The 21,828-nt window shown below is 63.5% G+C and carries 20 protein-coding genes; 12 read left to right on the forward strand and 8 right to left on the reverse strand.

All coding sequences use genetic code 11. From position 1 onward, the window contains the following. Positions 1-82: 82 nt before the first annotated feature. Genes ligD through PSH78_RS13715 form a run of 4 tightly spaced genes read right to left on the reverse strand, consistent with a single transcriptional unit; the run spans position 83 to position 6,238 of the window. Positions 83-2,710 carry a DNA ligase D gene (ligD, locus tag PSH78_RS13700; RefSeq protein ID WP_305494724.1) on the reverse strand — a complete coding sequence of 876 codons (2,628 nt, stop codon included), beginning with the start codon at positions 2,708-2,710 and terminating at the stop codon, positions 83-85. Further along, positions 2,707-3,870 (reverse strand): carboxylate-amine ligase, encoded by a 1,164-nt coding sequence (locus PSH78_RS13705; RefSeq protein ID WP_305494725.1) that lies wholly within the window; start codon positions 3,868-3,870, stop codon positions 2,707-2,709. Before PSH78_RS13705 ends, ligD begins: the two co-directional genes overlap by 4 nt. Further along, positions 3,842-4,843 carry a class I SAM-dependent methyltransferase gene (locus PSH78_RS13710; protein WP_305494726.1) on the reverse strand — a complete coding sequence of 334 codons (1,002 nt, stop codon included), beginning with the start codon at positions 4,841-4,843 and terminating at the stop codon, positions 3,842-3,844. Before PSH78_RS13710 ends, PSH78_RS13705 begins: the two co-directional genes overlap by 29 nt. Before the next feature lie 9 nt (positions 4,844-4,852). Then, positions 4,853-6,238: an iron-containing redox enzyme family protein gene (locus PSH78_RS13715; protein ID WP_305494727.1), complete on the reverse strand. Its 1,386-nt coding sequence runs from the start codon at positions 6,236-6,238 to the stop codon at positions 4,853-4,855. 341 nt (positions 6,239-6,579) lie between these two features. Between PSH78_RS13715 and PSH78_RS13720 the strand changes: the two genes are divergently transcribed. Continuing rightward, positions 6,580-7,911: a sodium:proton antiporter gene (locus PSH78_RS13720; RefSeq protein ID WP_305494728.1), complete on the forward strand. Its 1,332-nt coding sequence runs from the start codon at positions 6,580-6,582 to the stop codon at positions 7,909-7,911. Between the two features lie 3 nt (positions 7,912-7,914). On the opposite strand, the gene PSH78_RS13725 is transcribed toward PSH78_RS13720, so the two are convergent. Further along, positions 7,915-8,451: a hypothetical protein gene (locus PSH78_RS13725; RefSeq protein WP_305494729.1), complete on the reverse strand. Its 537-nt coding sequence runs from the start codon at positions 8,449-8,451 to the stop codon at positions 7,915-7,917. A 504-nt stretch (positions 8,452-8,955) separates the two neighbouring features. On the opposite strand from PSH78_RS13725, the gene PSH78_RS13730 reads away from it, so the two are divergent. The 11 genes from PSH78_RS13730 (at position 8,956) to PSH78_RS13780 (ending at position 18,475) form a co-directional block, all read left to right on the forward strand. Further along, positions 8,956-9,705 (forward strand): AraC family transcriptional regulator, encoded by a 750-nt coding sequence (locus PSH78_RS13730; protein WP_305494730.1) that lies wholly within the window; start codon positions 8,956-8,958, stop codon positions 9,703-9,705. A gap of 232 nt (positions 9,706-9,937) precedes the next feature. Next, complete coding sequence (locus tag PSH78_RS13735) at positions 9,938-10,756, forward strand: transporter substrate-binding domain-containing protein (RefSeq protein WP_305494731.1); 819 nt, start codon at positions 9,938-9,940, stop codon at positions 10,754-10,756. Between the two features lie 10 nt (positions 10,757-10,766). Next, positions 10,767-12,545 carry an aconitase X gene (locus PSH78_RS13740; protein WP_305494732.1) on the forward strand — a complete coding sequence of 593 codons (1,779 nt, stop codon included), beginning with the start codon at positions 10,767-10,769 and terminating at the stop codon, positions 12,543-12,545. Next, positions 12,538-13,203, forward strand: coding sequence for an amino acid ABC transporter permease (locus tag PSH78_RS13745; RefSeq protein ID WP_305494733.1), 666 nt, complete (start codon positions 12,538-12,540; stop codon positions 13,201-13,203). Before PSH78_RS13740 ends, PSH78_RS13745 begins: the two co-directional genes overlap by 8 nt. Before the next feature lie 9 nt (positions 13,204-13,212). Further along, positions 13,213-13,863, forward strand: coding sequence for an amino acid ABC transporter permease (locus tag PSH78_RS13750; RefSeq protein ID WP_305494736.1), 651 nt, complete (start codon positions 13,213-13,215; stop codon positions 13,861-13,863). Beyond that, the gene (locus tag PSH78_RS13755) at positions 13,856-14,578 is read left to right on the forward strand and encodes an amino acid ABC transporter ATP-binding protein (RefSeq protein ID WP_305494738.1); all 723 of its coding nucleotides are present in this window, start codon (positions 13,856-13,858) and stop codon (positions 14,576-14,578) included. The genes PSH78_RS13750 and PSH78_RS13755 overlap by 8 nt, the downstream gene beginning before the upstream one ends. 156 nt (positions 14,579-14,734) lie before the next feature. Then, entirely contained in the window at positions 14,735-15,763 is a 1,029-nt protein-coding gene (locus PSH78_RS13760; protein ID WP_305494739.1) for a proline racemase family protein, read from the forward strand. A 161-nt stretch (positions 15,764-15,924) separates the two neighbouring features. After that, complete coding sequence (locus tag PSH78_RS13765) at positions 15,925-16,842, forward strand: dihydrodipicolinate synthase family protein (RefSeq protein WP_186632069.1); 918 nt, start codon at positions 15,925-15,927, stop codon at positions 16,840-16,842. Positions 16,843-17,053: 211 nt separating this feature from the next. After that, positions 17,054-17,608, forward strand: a complete 555-nt coding sequence (locus tag PSH78_RS13770) for a DinB family protein (RefSeq protein WP_305494741.1) — start codon at positions 17,054-17,056, stop codon at positions 17,606-17,608. 16 nt (positions 17,609-17,624) lie between these two features. Continuing rightward, positions 17,625-17,975: a DUF6152 family protein gene (locus PSH78_RS13775; RefSeq protein WP_305494743.1), complete on the forward strand. Its 351-nt coding sequence runs from the start codon at positions 17,625-17,627 to the stop codon at positions 17,973-17,975. After that, positions 17,975-18,475 (forward strand): DUF6644 family protein, encoded by a 501-nt coding sequence (locus PSH78_RS13780; protein WP_305494744.1) that lies wholly within the window; start codon positions 17,975-17,977, stop codon positions 18,473-18,475. Before PSH78_RS13775 ends, PSH78_RS13780 begins: the two co-directional genes overlap by 1 nt. A gap of 64 nt (positions 18,476-18,539) precedes the next feature. On the opposite strand, the gene PSH78_RS13785 is transcribed toward PSH78_RS13780, so the two are convergent. The 3 genes from PSH78_RS13785 to PSH78_RS13795 form a co-directional block, all read right to left on the reverse strand. Beyond that, a complete protein-coding gene (locus tag PSH78_RS13785) occupies positions 18,540-19,604 on the reverse strand; it encodes a 2,3-butanediol dehydrogenase (protein ID WP_305501259.1) in 1,065 nt (354 codons plus the stop codon). A gap of 81 nt (positions 19,605-19,685) precedes the next feature. Next, a complete protein-coding gene (locus PSH78_RS13790; RefSeq protein WP_305494745.1) occupies positions 19,686-20,798 on the reverse strand; it encodes an acetoin dehydrogenase dihydrolipoyllysine-residue acetyltransferase subunit in 1,113 nt (370 codons plus the stop codon). After that, positions 20,798-21,814, reverse strand: a complete 1,017-nt coding sequence (locus tag PSH78_RS13795) for an alpha-ketoacid dehydrogenase subunit beta (RefSeq protein WP_305494746.1) — start codon at positions 21,812-21,814, stop codon at positions 20,798-20,800. Before PSH78_RS13795 ends, PSH78_RS13790 begins: the two co-directional genes overlap by 1 nt. Positions 21,815-21,828: the final 14 nt, after the last annotated feature.

A 21,828-nucleotide genomic window follows, 5' to 3' on the forward strand; every position in this document is an offset into this window, starting at 1 on the left:
GGTCGCTTCGCGCCCCAGCGGGGATAAATCCCCTCGCCACAATAATTACACTTGCCACAGAGCGCCCCCTTCTTTCCAGGGGCTACTTGGTAGCTGCCTTCATCCCAATCCGCCGACGCATCTCGGCCGTGATGCTCTGGCGGGTTTTCCTGAGGTCCGCCCACGGCTCATGCCCCACCTCCGCCAGCCGCTCATGCACGTTGTGCACGTTCCACAGGTTGGCGCCCTTGAGCTCGGCCACTTCTTCGCGATAAATCGGCACTGACACCGGCAGCCCTTCACGGGTGCGGGCGGCATAGGCACAAATGGTCGTGGCGCCGAGGCCGTTGCGCAGGTAATCGATGAAGATCCGCCCTACCCGGTTTTTCGGTCCCGATACCGCCGAGAAGCGATCCGGCAACAGCTTGGCCATGTGGCTGACAATGGCGTGGCTGAAGCCCTTGACCTCGTCCCAGCCCAACTTGCGGGTCAGCGGCACCACCACGTGGATACCCTTGCCGCCGCTGGTCTTGAGAAACGCCTTCAGGCCCAGTTCATCCAGCACCGACAAGGTCAGTTGGGTGGCTTCCACCATGCTTTTCCACGGCAGCGCCGGGTCCGGGTCAAGGTCGAGGACAAAACGGTCGGGCTTGTCCAGATCGACCGAGGTGGCGTTCCAGGTGTGCAGCTCCACGGTACTCATCTGCACCGCACCGATGAGCGCTTCGGCATTGTTGATGATCATCACCGGTTGCCCGGTCAGGTCCTTGTCCAGGCTGGTGATGCCGGGAATCGCCAGGCGTTCGGGGTTCTTCTGGAAGAACAGCTCGCCGGCGATGCCATCCGGCGCGCGCACCAGGGCCACCGGGCGGTCGGCCAGTTCCGGCAGGATGAACTCGGCAACGCTGGCGTAGTACTCGGCCAGTTGCATCTTGGTCGTGCCACTGCTGGCGTCGATGATCCGGTCCGGGTGGGTAATGCGCACCTTGCCGTCCAGGGTCGGTGCCTGGGTGGTCTTGGCCTTGGCTTTGGTCTTGGTCTTGGTCTTGGCCGGCGCCGGCTCTTCCTTGGCGGCGGTTTTTTTCCTGGCGGGTTTCTCTACCGGTTTCGGCAGTTCCTGGGTAATCGCCTTGGCCGGCTTGTCGTTGCGCAAGCCATGGAACACTGCGTGGCGCACCGAGCCTTCCTTGGTCATTTCAGCAAACGCTACCTCAGCCAATAATTCCGGCTTGAGCCAGTGCACGCCCTTGGCCTCGTAACCGGTGGGCGGGTTGACCACGGCGGCTTTTTTCGTTTCCAGTGGCAACAGTTGCTGGTGGATGCTTTTGAGCGTCGTCTCGTTGAAACCGGTGCCGACCTTGCCGGCATACCGCAGCTCACCGCTGTCGACGTCATGCAGGCCCAGCAACAAGGCGCCAAACGCACTGCGCGAGCCCTTGGGCTCGCTGAAGCCGACCACGACAAACTCCTGGCGATTCTTGCATTTGAGCTTGATCCAGTCGCTGCTGCGCCGCGACACATAGGCGCTGCCCTGGCGTTTGCCGATCAATCCTTCCATGCGCATCTGGCAAGCGCTGTTGAGCAGTGCTTCGGGGGTTTCCTCGAAGGCGTCGGAAAAACGCAGCAACGGATCTTCATTCGATTCAAGTACCGCTGCCAACGCGGCCCGGCGCTCCTCCACCGGCACTTTGCGCAGATCCATGCCGTTGAGGTAGGGCAAATCGAACAGGTAATAGGCGATCTTGCCGCTGCTGCCGGCATCAAAGGCGTTTTGCAGGGCCTGAAAATCCGGTACGCCCTGCTCGTTGGCGACAACCATCTCGCCGTCGAGCCAGGCCGACTCCAGCCCCAGCGCAGCCAGGGCCTCGGCCTGTTTCGGCAGTTTATGGGTCCAGTCATGGCCGTTGCGGGTGATCAAGCGCACATCGCCATTGTCGATACGCGCCATGACCCGATAGCCGTCGAACTTGATCTCGTAGAGCCAGTCGCCATCGGGCGCGCTCTCCACCAAGGTCGCCAGTTCCGGCTTGAGGGTTTCGGGAATCGGGCCGGCAACGGCGCCGCTGAGGGTGGTCTTCGCAGTTTTTTTCGACGGTTTCGGCGGCGCGGCTTTTTCCGGTTGTTTTACCGCTTTGGCGGCAGCGGCCTTGCCTCTACGCTTGGGCACGATCGTGCGGTCGCTGAGCACGCTGTCCGGCTCGGCCTGGACCACGTCGTACTCGCTCTCCGGACGGGCCGCGTCGTCCTGGTGCTTGATCAGGAACCATTGCTCCTGTTTGCCGGGCATATGGGTGCGCACCAGGTTCCACAGGCCGGCGAGTTTCTCTCCGCGCAGCTCGAACTTGAGCCGGCCCTTCTCGTAGGCTTCGTGTACATCGCCCTGGGGGATCCACACGCCCCGGTCCCAGACAATGACCTCGCCGGCACCGTAGTGCCCTTCGGGAATGCTGCCCTCGAAGGTCGCGTAATCGAGCGGATGGTCTTCGACATGCACGGCCAGGCGCTTGACCTTCGGGTCCAGGGACGGTCCCTTGGGCACTGCCCAGCTCTTGAGCGCGCCGTCCAGCTCCAAGCGAAAATCGTAATGCAGCCGCGTGGCGTCGTGCTTCTGGATGCAGTATTGCAAGGCGTGGGCGGTTTTCGCCGCTTTGCGCGAGCGTTTCGCCGCCGGTTCCGGGGTGGCGGCGAAGTCGCGCATGCGGTTGTAGTCTTCAAGGGTTTTGCTGGTCATGGGCCACCTGCAACTTGCGCAAGGGTCGGATCGGCCACGGGCATGCCAGCGGTTTCCGACAGCAACTGATCAACGACCCGACTCAAGGCCTGTTCGATGGAGTCCCCCAGCAACAAGCCTTGTTCATACAGCACGACCTGGCGATCAGCACTGGTGCCCTCCTGAACGATCCGGCGGGCCTGCTTGAACACGTCCTGTACACCCAGCGCTGTGGCGACGTCGGCGAAGGTCTGCTCGGCCAGGTTCAACCATTCGCCAATGAGCATGGGCTGCTCCTGCCCCTCGATGATGAACTCCGCCAGGATGCCGTGGCGCTTGGCCCGGTAGCGGTTTTCCTTGAGGATCCACTGCGACATCAGGCTGTAGTCGGCCCCCGGCTTGGGCTGGGCGCAGGCATGGGCGACCATCAGGCGAAACAGCGAAACCAGGCACAGGACGTCGTCGATCCGTGGACAGGCATCGCAGATGCGCAGCTCCAGCGTCGGGTAACGCGACGAGGGCCTGAGCACCCACCAGCAATCGCTGGGCTGGCGAATGGAGCCGGTGCGCGTGAGCATGTCGACGTAGCCGTTGAATGCGGCTTCGTCGGCGAAGAACTCCGGCACGCCCATGCGCGGCCATTCATCACAGGCCACCTGGCGATAACTGCTGAAGCCGCTGTAGCCGCCGTTCCAGAACGGCGAAGACGCACTCAGCGCCAACAACATCGGCAGCCACGGCAACACTTCGTTCATGACCTTGACCCGGTCCTGATCGCCCGGGACTTCCACATGTACATGCAGGCCCGATAACACGCTGCGGCGCGCCACTCGCTGGTAGTCGTCGAACAATTGCTGGAAGTGCAGCTCGTCGGTGGGCTGCAAGCCGACGGTGGTCATCGGATGTGAGCCGGCGCTCAACAATCCCAGGCCGTGGGGTGCCAGGCGCCGCGTCAGGCCGCTGCGCACCTGGGCCAGGTAATCGGCGGCCTCCGCCAGGTTCTGGAAGATCGGCGAAGCCATCTCCACCTGGCTCAGGAACATCTCGTGGGCGAAATTTTCCCCCAGCTCCTCCCGGCATGCCGCAATCGCCGCCGCGGGCGGCTGGTCGGGCATGTGCCGGGTTTGCAGGTCGGTGAGGAAATATTCCTCTTCAATGCCGAACTTCAGACGCCTGTTCATCGATGTTCCCTCCGATACCCGCACCCGTGCGGGTGACAACCAACGCCACCACGGCGATCCGTTCCACGTCCTGATAACCCGGGGTCAGCAATTCCTCGCCGAAGACATCCGGGTCCAGTTCCCGGTAAGTCCAGCCGTACTCCGCCGAGTCGCGCCAAGGGCCAAGCGCCTCCAGGAACGGATCACGACCGTCGACCATCGCCACGCCGGTGTAGAGCACCAGCGAGCCACCGGGCGTGAGCCGGGGCAACGCCTGCTCGACGATGCGCAACGACAGGCCGGCGCCCAGCGCGCCGCCGCCATGGCGATAGGCGCGCTCGGCCGGGTCGGCCATGTACGGTGGATTGGCAACGATCAGGTCAAAGCTGCCCTCGACGTCCCGGAGAACATCACTGTGGGCGATTTCGACGTTGGCAACCTCGGCCAGCGCGGCGTTGACCGCGCACAGGCGCAGGGCCAGGGGATTGATGTCCACCGCAAGAACCTCGGCCTCGCGCCGGGCGCGGGCGATCACCATGGCCCCGACACCGGCACCGCAGCCGATGTCCACGGCCCGATGCACCGCGGTGAAATTCTGTTGCAGGTGGGTATGGATCAGATGGGCGAACCGGTAGCTGTCCGGGCCGAAAAACACTGCGTCATTGGCCTGGGTGGGAAACTGCGAATGGGCGAACAGCATGCCGTCCAGGCTCGACCAACGCACGCGGCTGTACAACAGGCCGGCACGTTCCTCCAGCACCTGCGCCTCTTGCAACTGACGCTGCTCATCGGCGGAAATCAGCCCTGGCGCAAACGGCCGCGACCAGCCGAAAACGTCCCGCAGGGTCTTCGAGCGCTCGTTGCCGGGCCGTTTATTGACCCGTTCATGGGTCAACGGCGTCGGGGTGATGAAACGGTAGCCGTCGGCGTGCAGGCGACGTCCCAGTTGCAGCAGCGCCAGGTCGGGTTCGGACAGGCGATCTTCCTGATTCATGCAGGGCTCCTAACGAAGGGCGGATTTGAGTTCGATGAACCGGCGGGTCGCCAGCAGGCCGGCCGGATGGCTATGGGCGCGCGGCGAAAGCCAGGGCATGAGGATCTGCATCTGCGCATCGGGCGCCTTGCCCCGCAGTAATTGCTGCAGGTTCTGCACGTCCGGATCCTGCGTCGGTGCCTGGGTATCCTGCGCCGCGCCAAGGCTGCGGCGGGCGCCGGAGCGACCGCGTTCCTCCAACCAGTCACCGGCGATCCAATCGTGCAACAGCTGCTTTTCGTAAGGGCTGAAGACCCCGAACATCGCCGCGCCAGCGCCTTCGATGAGGGTCCAGAAGCGGCTGTTCTGCGGGTCTTCGTGGCGCCGGATCCAGCCTTTGCCTTGCATGGCCTTGAGGAAACCTTCCAGCTGCCCCGGCTCCGCCAGCCATTGGTTGACGGTCTTGCCTTCGAATTTGCAGTAATCGGAATGCATGTGTTGGCCAAACGGGCGCTTGCGCTCAAGCATGTCGAGGACTTCGCGTTCCAGGTCAAACGACTCGATGACCGCCCGGCTGCCCTGCCCCAGGTCGTTGAGGCGATAGCCCAAGGTGACCCGACGCCAGAAGGATTCGCGATCCGCCTCCATCGGCATCAGTTGCAGCAGCGATTGCACAGCCTTGTGGGCATGGCCGGTGCTGGCGTTGTCGATGGTCACATGGAGGGTGAAGTAATACGGGTCGATGTCGAGTTCGCTCAGCTCATAGGCGCTGATCAGCAAATGCAGTGGCAATTGTTCGTAGCCCAGGTTGTAGCCGATGACCTCGGGCAGATATTCGTCGCCGGCGTAGCCCAGGGCCAGTTGCACCGCACCTTGCAGGTAGCGGTCATCGTGAATGTCGGGCATGTCCGACAGGCCGTGTTCGGCCAGCAGCTTGCGGTAGAGCACGACATGGTTCTGGGCCGGCACTCCATCGCCGAGCTCCTCCAGATAGGTACACAGCAGCCCTTCGAAGCGGTGGTCATGCCAGTGACTGAGCACGCCGTACAACCAGGCGCCATCCACCAGTTTGGTCGGCCCCACCGCCTGCAGGAAATACAAGGCGTGGGCCTTGCTGTGGAAGAACTCCCGACGACCGCCGCTCTTACGTCGCTCCAAGTAGTCGGCGTACTGCCGGGCCACGCCGGCGCTGTGTTGTTCTACCCAGGCCAGCAGCGCCGCCGGATCGTCGGGCATCTCCTGGGGCAACGCCGCGGCCTGCTCCAGGCAAGGCTGGAGGAAGGCATGGGCATCGGCTTGCTTGTCGCTGTCGTCGGGGCCCTGCAACAGCCGCTCGTAGCATTGACGAACGTTGCCGGCAGTGGTGAATGGCTGCGCGGTGGCAGGCCTGGATTGGAGGGGTGTCAGCGCAGTCATAAAGGCCTCTTGGGTTTCTCGACGGGACGCTCGATCAGCACGTCTCTTCCATTGCAGAGCCTCGCGCACGGGAAAAAATTCCCCTGGATCGAAAAGCGCCCGGATAAACGGGAGGCTGCCGATATGCCGGGGAACCCTCGCTTCGCTAACACCCTCGAACGTAGCAAGCGCATTGAGGCGACCGCAGTGTGGCGAGGGGATTTATCCCCGCTGGGCTGCGAAGCAGCCCTTGGGATTGGGCCAGGCATTGCGAGGTATTGGTACCAAGGGGCGGTTCGCGCCCAGCGGGGATAAATCCCCTCGCCACAGTTTTGTGCCTGCTGATTATCCAAGGAGCAACCATGATCTTCACAGTGTGGGTAGCGGTGCTCGGTGCCGTGTTGCTGACCCTGGCCCTGACGTCGTCCTACCTGCGCTGGATGCCGGTCACCACCTCGGCCGTGTGCCTGGTGCTGGGCGTCGCCATTGGCCCGGCGGGGCTGGGACTGCTGCGGCTGGGGGTCGACGATTCGTCCGTCTGGATGGAGCACCTGACCGAAGTCGCGGTGGTGTTCTCGCTGTTCGTCAGCGGCCTCAAGCTGCGCCTGCCACTGAAGAACCGCAGCTGGCGCGTGGCCTACGGGCTGGCCGGTCCGGTAATGATCCTGACCATCGTCGGCCTGTGCCTGATCTTGCATTACCTGTTTGGCCTCGGATGGGGCGTGTCCATGCTGATCGGCGCGATGCTCGCGCCCACCGACCCAGTGCTGGCGGCGCTGGTGCAGGTCAATGATGCCCGCGACGATGATCGCGTGCGGTTCGGCTTGTCCGGGGAAGCCGGGCTGAACGACGGCACCGCGTTTCCCTTTGTCATCCTTGGCTTGCTCATGCTGCAGGAAGACGGCAGCGGCTTCCTCGGCGAGTGGGCCTTGCGCAACGTCTTGTGGGCTGTACCGGCGGGGCTGTTGATCGGTTACTGGCTGGGGCGTGGCATCGGCCGGCTGACCTTGTCGATGCGCATCAAGAACGCCGACAGTACCCTGTCGCCAAACGATTACCTGGCCCTGGCCCTGATCGCCCTGGCCTACGTGGCGGCGGAGTCGGTGCAGGGTTATGGCTTTCTTTCGGTGTTCGCCGCCGGCCTGGGATTGCGTCAGGCCGAAGTCGAGTCCACCGATGAAAACGCGCCGCCGGCCGAGCATCTGGTGCAACCGCTGGTGGGCCATGAAGCGGTTGAACCGGAGCAGGCCGTGCACGGCGACACCCAGGCCCTGGACGACGGCCAGGTGGCGGCCGGGGTGATGATGAGCGACATGCTGGCGTTCGGCAGCCTGGTGGAGCGCTCCATGGAAGTATTCCTGGTCACACTGCTCGGCGTGGTCCTTGCCCATCACTGGGATTGGCGGGCCCTGGCCATCGGCGCCTTGCTGTTCGCGGTGATTCGCCCGTTGAGCGTGCTGGCGATGCCTTGGGGGAGATTGCTGGATGGCCCGCAACGGTTATTGATCGGCTGGTTCGGCATACGCGGCATCGGCAGCCTGTTTTACCTGTTCTACGCCTTGAATCATCACCTGCAACCCGAAGTGGCACAACTGTGCATCGACCTTACGCTGTCAGTGGTGGCGCTGAGCATCCTGGTCCATGGCCTGAGCACCCAACCCGCACTGGCGTGGTATGAGCGCCGAAAAAAGTGACAGTCAGCCACCCGGGTCGGTCACTTGGATGAACACCGAATACACCCCGAGCAACACCCAGAACACCGCGAAGATCCACGGTGTGCGCACCGAAAACAGCAGCGACTTGCGATAACCCTTGTGGGTCGATTCACGCTCGCTGAACAGCGGCGACTCGTCATAGGCCAGACCCATCAACGGCTCACTGCGCAGCAACTCACTCTGTTTGAAATGCCAGTGGTCAATGATCTCGTAGGCCGCCCGAATGCCCGGCCAGGCGTTGAGCGAACTCAGGAAACCGAGCAGCGCCAGAAATGGCGGCACAATCAGCGTGAAAAGCTTGCCCCACTCCGGATTCAGGTTGGCCATGCACGACGCGAAGGCAATCACCAGGAAAGACTGTGCGGCCAGATACGCGTCGGTTCGATTGGCGAGAATACTAGTTTCGTACTGGATTTCCCGCCGATAGAAATCCAGCCGCTCCTTGGGCGAGCCAAACAGCTTGGCATTGTGCTCGGTCAGTTCTTCTTCAGGCGTAGGGTGAGTCAGGATTCTGGGCATCGCGCGGATAGTGCCTCGGCTTGATCGGGGTGCATGTAGAAATGATCGCCGTGGCCGAGTTCAAAGCAATCGACCGGAGGCGCCTGGATCCAAGCGCCCCGCTCTTGCTCTTGCTCTTGCTCTTGCTCTTGCTCTGCTTTTGACTTTGATCTCAGCGCCCCATTAACCACGCTGGCCGAACGCAGGCATTGCGCAGTGGGCAACCCGGCATGGATGCCGGGTTAGCCGCGCTGGGCCATGGATGGCCCTTCGCGGCGGCCCACGGAGCAATGCCGGAGTGAGGGCATGCCGAGCCTAGGCGAGGCACCGAGTGGTGGGGCAAGAGCGTTTTGCTTACTTTTGCGCTTCTCAAAAGTGAGCCGCCGTAAGGGCGGAACCATAAGCCGCCATGACCGCAGCAACGGATATACACACCAGAGACAGATAAAGCCAGACGACGGAGCGCGTGACAAGCCCATCACTTCCAACCGACACTCCCTGCCTCACCAAAAAAACGACACCGCCATGTACCCCTCACTCGCCTCCCTACCCCCCTGCGACCTCGACACCCTGCTCCAAAGCTTGCAACCCATCGCGCCGCTGCTCGACACCCTCACCGACACAGTGTTCTTCATCAAGGACAACCTGGCCCGCTATGCCTTCGTCAACCAGACCCTGGCCCGGCGCTGCGGTTTCAAGGAGCGCAACGACCTGCTCGGCCTCACCGCCGAACAGGTATTCCCCGAACGCTTCGGCCCGCTGTACACCGAACAGGACCGCCGAGTGCTTGCCAGCGGAAGAGAACTGGCCGACCAACTCGAACTGCACCTGTACTACGGCAACCAGCCAGTGTGGTGCCTGACCCACAAACTGGCCCTGCACGACCCCACTGGCCGGATCGTCGGCCTGGCCGGAATCTCCCGTGACCTGCAACTGCCACAATCGAGCCACCCGGCGTTCCAGAAGCTGGCCGCGGTGGATGCACATATCAAGCGCCACTTCGCCCGCACCATCAGCCTCGCCGAGCTGACCGCCATCGCCGGATTGTCGGTGGCGCAACTGGAGCGACACTGCAAGCGCATCTTCCAGCTCACGCCCCGGCAGATGATTCACAAGGCACGCCTCGAAGAAGCCTCGCGCTTGCTGCTGGACCAGGCCTTGCCCATCACCGAGATCGCCCTGCGCTGCGGCTACACCGATCACAGCGCGTTCAGTCGCCAGTTCCGCGCGCTGACCAGCCTGTCTCCCAGCCAATATCGGGAAAACCAGCGCTGATGGCTGTTCCTTTATCGGGCGTCCCCGAGTGCCACTGCTCCCATCTGTAACACCACACCTGTCGCGCCTGCTCGCCGACGCCAGCAAGCAGCATCAGCAACTGTCGGTATATCAAGCGCTTACCAATGCGTTATCGAAAAAACAAAAACAGGCACGTCGATTGCTTATCTAATATCGTATACGAAATCCTCAATACGATATTTCCCAGCATTTATTCGACAGCGAGGCATTTATGAAAAACCCTGCATTGGCCGTAGCCCTCGGCGTGGTCCTGTTTCCCCTGCTTGCCCTTCCCGCCCATGCCGACAAACTCGACGACATCATCGGCTCGGGAAAACTGCGCTGCGCGGTGACACTGGATTTCCCACCGATGGGCTTTCGCGATGAAAGCAACAAACCGGCAGGATTCGACGTGGACTATTGCCATGACCTGGCGAAGGTTCTCGGCGTCGACGCGGAGGTCGTCGAAACGCCATTCTCCGACCGAATCCCCGCGCTGCTCTCGGGCCGCGCCGATGTCATCGTCGCCTCCACTTCCGACACCCTGGAGCGGGCCAAGACCGTCGGCCTGACCGTGCCCTACTTCGCTTTCCAGATGGTCGTGCTGACCCGCGACGACACCGGCATCAACGGCTACGCCGACCTCAAGGGCAAGAAGCTCGGCAACACCAGCAGCACCTATGAAGCCATCGCCCTGGAGAAAGACCAGAAGAGCTGGGGCAGCGGCAGTTTCCGCGCCTATCAATCGCAGAACGACACACTGCTGGCCGTCGCCCAGGGCCATATCGATGCCACTGTCGTAACCAACACCGTCGCTGCCGCGACCATCAAGTCGGGCAAGTACAAGGGCCTGAAGATCGCCGGAGACGCGCCTTACGTCATCGACTACGTATCCCTCGGCGCCAAGCGCAACGAATACGGCCTGCTCAATTACCTCAACCTGTTCGTCAACCAGCAGGTGCGGACCGGCCGCTACAAGGAGCTCTTCGTGAAGTGGGTCGGCAGCGACATCCCGCCGGCCAACCTGACCGTGCCGCAGGTTTATTACTGAGGATCGCGGTATGCCGAGCACGCCTATCCGCCTGCAGGGCCGCAGCCTGGTCGAGGGTGCCGCCGAGGGCAGCCTGTTGTTCGCCGATGTCGGCCTGAGCTTCTGGGGCGGGGTTGATCCGGCCACGGGCGAAGTCATCGACCGACACCACCCGCTCAGTGGCGAGCGCCTGGCCGGGCGCGTGCTGGCGATTCCCAGCGGGCGCGGCTCCTGCACCGGCAGCAGCGTGTTGATGGAGCTCATCAGCAACGGTCATGCACCGGCGGCACTGGTGCTGGCCGAAGCCGATGAAATCCTCACTCTGGGCGTGCTCGTCGCCGAGGTGGTTTTCCAGCGCTCGCTGCCGGTGCTGTGCATCGGCAGCGAGGCGTTCAGCGGTCTGCGCGGCCAGGGCTTCGGGCGTATCGAGGGCAACCGCCTGACTTTGTCCGGGCTTCGGCCCAACGACCAATGGCGTGGAGAAAATACTTGCGCGCAGCCGTTCAGGCCCTCCAGCATTTGCTTGAACGAACGGGACCAGGCGCTGCTGGACGGGGTCCATGGCAAGGCTGCCCAAGTGGCAATAAAAATCGTCCTGCGCATGGCCGACATCCAGGGCGCCGGACAGCTGCTGGACATTACCCAGGCCCATATCGACGGCTGCATCTATACCGGCCCGGCCAGCCTGCGTTTTGCCGAACAACTGGTGCAGTGGGGCGCGAAGGTATGCGTACCCACCACCCTCAATTCGATTTCCGTGGACCAGCGCCGCTGGCGTGAGCTCGGCGTCGATCCGGCGCTGGGCGAGCCGGCCAGTGCCTTGGGCGACGCCTACATGGCGATGGGCGCGCAATTGAGCTTCACTTGTGCGCCCTACCTGCTCGATACCGCGCCGGCGGCCGGCGAGCAGATCGTCTGGGCCGAGTCGAACGCGGTGGTCTATGCCAACAGCGTGCTCGGTGCGCGGACGCAGAAATACCCGGACTTCCTCGATATCTGCATCGCCTTGTGTGGCCGCGCGCCGCTGGCAGGTTGTCATCTCGACGACCAGCGCAAGGCCGGCCTGATCGTCGAGGTGCACAGGCTCGAATCAGCGGACGACAGCTTCTACCCGCTGCTCGGCTATCACGTTGGCGGCCTCACGGGGCGGCGCATCCCGCTGATTCGCGGCCTGGAAGACGCCGCGCCGACCCTGGACGACTTGAAAGCCTTCGGCGCCGCGTTCGCCACCACCAGCGCGGCGCCGTTGTTCCACATCGCCGGGGTGACGCCGGAGGCGATAGACCCGGCCCAGGTCCTGGATCACGACACCGTGTTACCGGGGAAAACCGTGGACGCGACGGGACTGCTTGCCAGTTGGCGCGAACTCAACAGCGCCCGGCACCGCCATGTGGATGTGGTTTCCCTGGGTAATCCGCACTTCTCCCTGAGTGAATTCGCCACCCTGGCGAACCTTTGCGCGGGACGAACCAGACACCCCGACGTGGTAGTGGCGATCACCTGCGGTCGCGCCGTGCTGGAACAGGCTCGCCAGGCCGGCCACCTGGAGGCCATCGAGGCTTTCGGCGCGACGCTGGTCACCGACACCTGCTGGTGCATGTTGGGTGAACCGGTGATCCCTCCGGCCGCCACGACCCTGATGACCAATTCCGCCAAGTACGCCCACTATGCGCCCGGCCTGGTGGGGCGCGGCGTGCACTTCGCCAGCCTCGGGGATTGCGTCGAGGCCGCCTGTACCGCCACGGCCAGCGGCCAGCCGCCGCAGTGGTTGCAACCTATCGCACGCAAGGGAAACCCGAGCCATGTTTGACTACAGCTTCCAATGGCGCCCGGCCCTGCGCGCGCTGCCCGATATGCTCGCCGGCGCCTGGGTGACCTTCGAAACGGCCGCGTTGTCGATGATTTTCGGCGTGCTGATCGCCCTGCTCCTGACCGTGATGCGCAAGGCCCGGCATCCGTTGTTGCGCGGCGTTGGCAATGGCTGGGTATCGATCGCCCGCAACACGCCGTCGCTGTTCCAGATCTACATCCTCTACTTCGGTCTTGGCTCCCTCGGCCTGCACGTCAGCTCATGGTTCGCCTTGCTGGCCGGCATCACCTTCAACAACGCCGGCTATCTGGCCGAGAATTTTCGCGGCGGCCTCAAGGCGGTGCCGGGCACGCAGATGCGCGCCGCCCGTTCCCTGGGCATGAGCGCGTTCCAGGCCTATCGGATGATCATCGTCCCGCAGTTGCTGCGCATCGTCTTCTACCCGCTGACCAACCAGATGGTCTGGGCGGTGCTGATGACCTCCCTGGGCGTGGTGGTCGGCTTGAACAACGACCTCACCGGCGTGACCCAGGAATACAACGTCAAGACCTTCCGCACCTTCGAATACTTCGCCCTCGCGGCGCTGCTGTACTACCTGATCGCCAAGCTGATCGTCGGGCTGGCCCGGCTGTTGTCCTGGCGGCTGTTTCGTTATTGAGGGCTGGTCATGTTTTCTACAAGCCTTACCGTTAATGACGTGCTGTACCTGCTCGAGGGTGCCTGGGTCACGGTGCAACTGACCGCCTGGTCGATCCTGCTGGGCACCGTCGCCGGCTTGCTGTTCGGCCTGTTGCGGGCGCTGCTGCCCCGCGCCAGCCTGCCGCTGGCCTGGGTATTGGACGTGTTTCGCAGTGTGCCGTTGCTGATCCAGTTCGTGTTGTTCAACTCCCTCAAGAGCATCGTCGGCCTGGACCTCAGTGCCTTCGCCGTCGGTTGTATCGTGCTCGGCGTCTACGCCGCCGCGTATTTCACCGAAATCGTCCGCGGTGGCGTGCTGGCGGTGCCGCTGAGCACCCGGCGGGCCAGTCGTTCCCTGGGCCTGAGCTACGTGCAGGACTTGCGCTTCATCGTCCTGCCGATCGCCACGCGGGTGGCCTTCCCCGGCTGGTTGAACCTGGTGCTGGGGGTGATGAAAGACACCGCCCTGGTGATGTGGATCGGCATCGTCGAATTGCTCCGCGCCTCGCAGACCATTGTCACGCGGATCCAAGAACCCCTGCTGGTGCTGTGCATCGCAGGCCTCATCTACTACGTCATGAGCCTGGTGGTCGCCCGCCTCGGCGCGCGCCTGGAAAAAAGGTGGCAGGAAAATGATTGAGATCGAAAACGTGCACAAATCCTTCGGCAACCTGGAGGTGGTCAAGGGCGTCAGCCTGACGGTGGACAAGGGCGAAGTCGTCTCGATCATCGGCGGCTCCGGCTCCGGCAAATCGACCCTGCTGATGTGCATCAACGGCCTCGAGCCGATCCAGAAAGGCAGCATCCGCGTGGACGGCGTGGAGGTCCACGACAGCGCCACCGACCTCAATCGCTTGCGGCAGAAGATCGGCATTGTCTTCCAGCAATGGAACGCCTTTCCCCACCTCACCGTGCTGGAAAACGTCATGCTCGCGCCGCGCAAGGTATTGGGCAAGAGCAAACAGGACGCCGAGGCGCTGGCGGTGCGGCAGCTTGAGCACGTCGGCCTGGGCGACAAGCTCAAGGCCTTCCCCGGCAAGCTGTCCGGCGGCCAGCAACAACGCATGGCCATCGCCCGGGCGCTGGCGATGTCACCCGACTACATGCTGTTCGACGAAGCCACCTCGGCGCTCGACCCGCAACTGGTGGGTGAGGTGCTGGACACCATGCGCATGCTCGCCGAGGACGGCATGACCATGGTGCTGGTGACGCACGAGATCCGCTTCGCCCGCGACGTGTCCGACCGCGTGGCGTTCTTTTGCAATGGCCGGGTCCACGAGATCGGCCCGCCGGACCAGGTGATCGGCAATCCGCAGCAGCCGGAGACGGCGGCGTTTCTGAAATCGGTGAAATAGCGAATGGCCCCATCGCGAGCAAGCTCGCTCCCACAGGGTTCGGTGGTGACACTGATCAGCAGCCCATTTCCAGGGATTGGGTGGCCTATACAAAACCAGTGTGGGAGCGAGCTTGCTCGCGATGAGGCCCTAAAGGCCAACAAAAGGATCTGATCCATGCGCTCATCAAAAATCATCCATGTAGTCAGCTGCCACGCCGAAGGCGAAGTCGGCGATGTGATCGTCGGCGGCGTCGCGCCGCCACCCGGCGCCACCGTGTGGGAACAGTCACGCTGGATCGCCCAGGACCAGACCCTGCGCAATTTCGTCCTCAACGAACCCCGGGGCGGGGTATTTCGCCACGTCAATCTGCTGGTGCCGGCCAAGGACCCGCGGGCGCAAATGGCCTGGATCATCATGGAGCCGGCCGACACGCCGCCGATGTCCGGCTCCAACTCGCTGTGCGTCGCCACCGTGTTGCTGGACAGCGGCATCCTGCCGATGAGCGAACCCCAGACGCACTTGGTGCTGGAAGCCCCGGGCGGCCTGATCGAAGCCGTGGCCGACTGCCGCGACGGCAAGGTGCAGCGGGTCGAGATCAAGAACGTGCCCTCGTTCGCCGACCGCCTCGATGCCTGGATCGAAGTCGAAGGCCTGGGTTCGCTGCAAGTGGACACGGCCTACGGTGGCGACAGCTTCGTCATCGTCGACGCGCAGCGCCTGGGTTTTGCCATCCGGCCTGACGAGGCCGCCGAGCTGGTAGCCGTGGGGCTGAAGATTACCCGCGCGGCGAACGAGCAATTGGGTTTCGTGCACCCGTTGAACGCCGACTGGTCGCACATTTCGTTCTGCCAGATCGCCGCCCCCCTTGTGACGGAAAACGGCATCGCCACTGGCGCCAACGCCGTCGTCATCCAGCCCGGCAAGATCGACCGCTCCCCCACTGGCACCGGCTGCTCGGCGCGCATGGCGGTGCTGCACGCCAAGGGCCTGATGCAGGTGGGCGAGCGGTTTATCGGCCGCTCGATCATCGGCTCCGAATTTCATTGCCGGATCGATTCACTGGCCGACGTGGCCGGACGCCCGGCGATCTACCCGTGCATTGCCGGGCGGGCGTGGATTACCGGCACGCACCAGCTGTTGCTCGACCCGGCCGATCCGTGGCCGCAGGGCTATCGGCTTTCGGATACCTGGCCGGGGGCATGATTTCCAGCTTCACCCAAAACATCTGTGGTGAGGGGATTTATCCCCGCTGGGCTGCGCAGCAGCCCCCTGGCCCTGACTGACACACCGAATTGCCTGTACCAGGGCCGCTTCGCGCCCCAACGGGGATAAATCCCCTCGCCACACACCAAAAGGAGACACCCATGAGCAAACGCATCAACTGGAGCGGCGTATTCCCCGCTGTCACCACCCAATTCAACGACGACTTTTCCATCAACCTGGAAAAAACCCACCAAGTCATTTCCAACGTCATCCGCGATGGCGTTTCCGGCCTGGTGGTCTGCGGCTCCGTGGGGGAAAACACCTCCCTGAGCGCCGAGGAAAAAATCGCCGTGACCGAAGTCGCGGTGGACGCCTCCCGTGGCCGGGTGCCGGTGATCTGCGGCGTGGCCGAGTTCACCAGCGTGCAGGCCGCCAAGGTCGCCAACGCCGTGCGCAAGGTCGGTGTCGACGGAGTCATGCTGATGCCGGCGCTGGTCTACGGCTCCAAGCCGTTCGAGACCGCCGAACATTTCCGCTACGTGGCCCGGCATGCCGACGTGCCGCTGATGGTCTACAACAATCCGCCGATCTATAAGAACGATGTCACCCCGGACATCCTGATTTCCCTCGCCGACTGCGACAACGTGGTGTGCTTCAAGGATTCCTCCGGCGACACCCGCCGCTTCATCGACGTGCGCAACGAAGTCGGTGACCGCTTCGTGCTGTTTGCCGGTCTCGACGACGTGGTCCTGGAAAGCCTCGCCGTCGGCGCCGAGGGCTGGGTCTCGGGCATGTCCAACGTGTTCCCGAAAGAAGGCGAAACCATCTTCCGCCTGGCCCGCGCCGGACGGTTCGCCGAAGCCATGCCGATCTACGAATGGCTGATGCCGATCCTGCACCTGGACGCCCGCGCCGACCTGGTCCAATGCATCAAGCTGTGCGAAGCCATCGCCGGTCGCGGCAGCGCCCTCACCCGCCCACCGCGCCTGGCCTTGCCGGAAGAAGACCGCGTGTACGTGGAGCAGATCATGGCCAAGGCCCTGGCCAATCGGCCGGCGTTGCCGGATGTGGGGCTGTAAGCCGCAGCCGATGAAAACCCTGTGGGAGCGAGCCTGCTCGCGAAAGCGGTCTGCCTGATTCCAGGTGCCGGATGCGCCGCCGTCTTCGCGAGCAGGCTCGCTCCCACAAAGGTTGCACTGTGTTCGTAGGCCAACCGACCAGCAACACGTCGCCATCCCCAGTCTTTGCTACGCTTTCGCCCGGCGCAACGACGCGAACGGGAGGCGTTCCATGAACTATTTCCTGGCCCAGGCCCTGAACAACCAATGGGCCAACCACCGGCTGCTGGGCGCCTGCGCGCAATTGAACACGGCCGAATACGAAGCCTACCGCACCAGTTTTTTCCCCTCCATCCAAGCCACGCTGTGCCACATCCTTGAGGTAGACCGTTATTACCTGACTGCCCTGGAAGGCGATGTTGACGGCCAGCAGCGGGATTTCTCCGAGACCCTGGCTTTCGCTGATCTCAAGGAAAACCAGGGCAAGACCGACCACCGGCTGGTGGCCTTCTGCGAAGTCCTGCGGGAAACAGACCTGGCCCGCTCCATCGACCTGGTGCGCGCCGATGGCAGGGTACGCGAGCGGATCGACCGGTTGCTGTTGCACCTGTTCGAACACCAGATCCACCACCGCGGCCAGGTCCACACCATGCTCAGCGCCACCCACGTCGAGCCGCCGCAACTCGATGAGTTTTTTCTCGATTGCGACCGACGGTTCCGCGAGGTCGAGGAACAGCTGCTTCAACTCGACGAGCAGCGGGTCTGGAGCGAATACCACCCCATTTGAACCGGAGAGCTTGCCAATGAACCTCACCCTTCGCTGCATTGGTTTATCGCCGCTGCTGGTCGCCACGGCGGCGTTTGCCCACCATGGCTGGAGCGAATACGACGCCAGCAACCCGTTGACGCTGGAAGGCACGATAAAGCGATCCGGTTATTCCCATCCCCACGGCACCGTGCGCCTGCAAACCACCGACAAGACGTGGACCGTCGTGCTCGCGCCGCCCTCACGCATGGAAAGCCGCGGGCTGACCAAGGACATGCTCAAGGCGGGTAACTCAGCCACCGTGGTCGGCTATGCCAACCGCAACAAAACCGATGAACTGCGCGCCGAGCGCATCACCATTGGGGACAAGACCACCGAGTTGCGCTGATGCAGGCGACAGGTCCGGCCGCGCAAGGCTGGATGGACCGGCTGGCCGATTCGTCGCTGGCAGTGGCCATGCGCGACGAGCTGTGGCTGTACCCGCTGGTGGAGGTGCTGCACATCATCGGCTTTTCGGTGCTGGTGGGCGCGGTGGTAATGTTCGACTTGCGCGTCCTCGGCCTGACCAAGGACATCGCCGTGACCGCCCTCGCCCGGCACCTGTTGACCTGGGCCGTTGCGGCCCTGCTACTGATCGTGCCGGCCGGGCTGATGATGTTCAGCGCGCATCCGCAGGATTTCGTCGGCAACAAAGTCTTTGTCCTCAAGCTCGGTCTGATTGCGGCGGCGGGCGTCAACGCCCTGCTGTTCCATGCCGGAACCTACCGTTCGGTCGAACAATGGAATACCGGCCGCAAGGCCCCCGGGCTGGCACGTGTCCAGGCATTGGTATCGATCACGCTATGGATCGCGGTGATTCTCTGCGGTCGACTGCTGGCCTACACCTGAGCCATACCTGAAAACAAGACGATGGCCGCTGCCGGCCATCGCCAATCGCCCATCTCAGGCGCCCTCAGATCCGTGCCGGAGACACGATGATCTTGACGTTATGCTCCTTGTTATTGACCAACTCCTCGAAACCCTGCCCGACGATCTGCTCCAGCTGGATGCGCCCGGTTACCAGCGGCGAAATGTCCAGGCGCCCGTCGGCGATAAACGCGATCACGTCGGCGAACTCGCCGTTATAGGCCAGCGCGCCGAGCACCTGCTTCTCGGTGGACACCAGTTCGAAGAAGTTGAACTCGCTCGGTTCTTCGAATATGCCCACCAACACGCATTTGCCGGCCTTGCGGATCAGGTCGATGGCGAACTTGGCGGTGTGCTTGTTGCCGATGCATTCGAAACTGACGTCAGCCCCCAGGCCGCCGGTCAGGCGGCGTACTTCGGCCAGGGCATCGCACTGGTTGGGATCGATGACGTGGCTGGCGCCGACTTCCAGGGCCTTGGCCTTGCGCGCGCCGGACATTTCCAGGGCAATCACCTGGGCCGCGCCGGCGGCCTTGGCGCACATGATGGTGCACAGGCCGATGGTGCCGGCGCCGACCACCACCACGTTCTGACCCAACAGGCTGCCGGCCTTCTTCACCGCGTGCATGCCCACCGCCAGCGGCTCGATCAACGCGCCGGCCTCGGCGGGGAAGTCCGCCGGTAGCTTGTAGAGCAGGTTGGCCGGGACGTTGACCAGTTCGGCGAACGCGCCGTTGTTCATCAATCCGGTGAACGCCAGGTTCTCGCAGATGTTGTACAGCCCGTGAGTGCAGTAATAACAGGTGCCGCAATGCTGGCAGGCATCGGCCGCCACCGGCTCGCCGACGCTGAAGCCTTCGACGCCGGCGCCCAATTCGACGATTTCGCCGCAGAATTCATGACCGAGGATGCACTGGCCCTTGATGCCGGTCAGCGGGTGCGGCGCATCCACCGGGATGAACACTGGCCCGGCCACGTATTCGTGCAGGTCCGAGCCGCAGATGCCGCACCATTGCACGCGAATCTGCACCCAACCGGCGGGCGGTGGAACAGGTAGTGGCACGTCTTCGACGCGGATGTCGTTGCGGCCATGCCAGACGGCGGCGCGCATGCTGCGGGTCGGCTTGATTGAAACGTTCATAGCTTTGTCTCCTATTCTGGCGGGGCGGCGAATCAGTCGCCGCCCGCTCGATCAGTGCTGCTGAATGAAATCCAGGATCAATCGATTGACCTGCTCGGCTGCCTCCATCTGCACCATATGCCCCTGGCCTGGCAGCACCTCGACTCGCGCTGCCAAGCCGTCGGCATGAGCCGCCGGGATGATCGCGTCGTCACTGCCCCAGATCACCAGGGTTGGCACGTGGCCGGCCTGGACCACTTCGCGCAGGTCCACCTGTTGGCGGCCGTCCTTGGAAACACTCCCGGCCAGTTGGCGCAGGGCCGCGTCCACGCCTTCGAGGCGCTTGTACTTGAGCATGTCGTCGAGCATCTGGCGGTTGACCAGCTCGGCATTCGAGAACAGTTGCACGAGCTGCGGCTTGAGGGCATTGCGGTTGGCCGCGTCGACGAAGCCCTGCAGGTAGCTGCCATTGATCTCCGCGCCCAGGCCGGCGCTGCCGATCAGGGTCAGCGAGCGCAAGCGTTGCGGCATCAGTCGTGCGACGTTCAACGCCACCGCCCCGCCCATCGAATGCCCCACCAGGTGAGCCGCGTTGATATCCAGGTGATCGAGCAAGGCCAGCACCACGCCACTCAATTCATCGAGATCGCCGCGTTGCAGGGTTTTCGCCGATTCACCATGGCCCGGCAGGTCCAGGGCAATGACCCGCCGTCCGGCGGCCAAGGCTTCATGGTTGAACAGCCAGTTGTTCAGGTCGCCGCCAAAACCATGTATCAGCACCAGGGGCGTAGCGCCTTCACCGCGCTCGAAGTAACGGATCACCCGCCCGTCCAACTCGATTTTCTGCGGTTTCGGACCGCTGTCCTCATCGGCGGCGTCGCCCGGCACGAAATTGGATTGGAACTGCTCGATAACCGCATCGATCTCGGCGTCGCTGGCCTCGCCTTCGACGACGACACCGAGCAAGGCGCCGACCGGCAGGGTTTCGTCCTGACGGGCGACCTGCCGACGCAGGATGCCGGAAAACGGCGCCTCCACGCTGCTGGAGATCTTGTCGGTCTCGACGTCCATCACTTCATCGCCCTTGGTGATGGCCTGCCCCTCTTCCTTGAGCCAGGCATCGACCCGGCCCTCGGTCATCGACAGGCCCCACTTGGGCATGGTCAGGGTAAAAATCTGGCTCATCAGCGCTTGCTCCACTCGATCACGTTGAGCACGGCTTGTTCGATCTTCGCCGCGTCGGGGATGTACAGGTCTTCCAGGGAATCGGAGAACGGCACCGGGGTATGCGGCGCGGTGACCATTTCAATCGGCGCCTTGAGCGCACCGAAGGCTTTTTGCGCGACCAGCGCCGAGATATCGGTGGCCATCGAGCAGCGCGGGTTGGCCTCGTCGATCACCACCAAGCGGCCGGTCTTCTCGACACTTTCGAGGATGCTGTCCTCGTCCATCGGGCTGGTGGTGCGCAGGTCGATCACCTCGCAATCGATGCCGCGCCCGGCGAGGTTGCGCGCCGCGTCCAGCGCGGTGTTGACCAGCCGGCCATAGGACACCAGCGTGATGTCCTTGCCGTCGCGCAGGAAGTTGGCTTCGCCGAACGGCACGGTGTAGAGCTCCTCCGGCACCTCGCCTTGCATGCTGTAGAGCAACTTGTGCTCGCAGAAGATCACCGGGTCGTTGTCGCGAATCGCCTGGATCAGCAGGCCCTTGGCGTCGTACGGCGATGACGGGCACACCACTTTCAGCCCGGGAATATGGGTCCATAAGGACGTGAGCATCTGCGAGTGCTGGGCGGCGGCGCGCAGGCCCGCCCCGACCATGGTGCGGATTACCAGGGGCGTGGAGGCCTTGCCGCCGAACATGTAGCGAAATTTCGCCGCCTGGTTGAGGATCTGGTCCAGGCAGCACCCAGCGAAGTCGACGAACATCAACTCGCACACCGGGCGCACACCGCAGGTGGCCGCGCCGACCGCCGCGCCGACGTAGCCGATCTCGGAGAGCGGCGTATCCAGCACGCGTCCGGGGAACTGGTCGTAAAGCCCCTTGGTGACGCCGAGCACGCCGCCCCAGGCGTCGTTTTCACCGGGTGCACCGGCGCCGCCGGCGACGTCCTCGCCCATGATGAACACGCTGGAGTCGCGGCGCATTTCCTGGGCCAGGGCTTCGTTGATCGCCTGCTGATAGCTGATTTTTCTCGCCATGATGGGATTCTCTG

It is taken from the genome of Pseudomonas sp. FP198, assembly GCF_030687895.1.
Taxonomy (GTDB): Bacteria; Pseudomonadota; Gammaproteobacteria; order Pseudomonadales; family Pseudomonadaceae; genus Aquipseudomonas.